The 334-nt window shown below is 48.2% G+C and carries 1 protein-coding gene; it reads right to left on the bottom strand.

Annotated features, from left to right (window positions below; translation table 11 throughout):
• Positions 1-334 (bottom strand): ATP-grasp domain-containing protein (locus Q4563_RS17870; protein WP_336623048.1); only part of this gene is annotated, 334 nt, incomplete at both ends.

Below are 334 nucleotides of genomic sequence, written 5' to 3'. Positions count from 1 at the left end.
CATCCAGACAGTGCAAATCGCCATCAGAAGTGATAACCAGCGGGTTCACTTCCAGCAATGCCAGATCCTTGTCAGCAAACAATTTGGCCAGACCAATAAAGATTTTGGTGAACTGTTTGATCTGATCGCCTTTCAGGCCCAGCTTGAATGCCAGCTCGCGACCCTGGTAAGGCTGTGCGCCAACCAATGGATCAATCGTTGCCTTAAGGATTTTTTCTGGAGTTTCTTCTGCAACCTTCTCGATTTCCACACCACCTTCGGTCGATGCCATGAAAACAATACGTCGGGTTGAACGGTCAACAACCGCTCCTAAATACAGCTCTTGTGCTATGTC

It is taken from the genome of Gilvimarinus sp. 1_MG-2023 (assembly GCF_030548285.1).
Note: the sequence above shows the minus strand (reverse complement) of the source record. Positions and strands in the feature narration are given on the sequence as shown.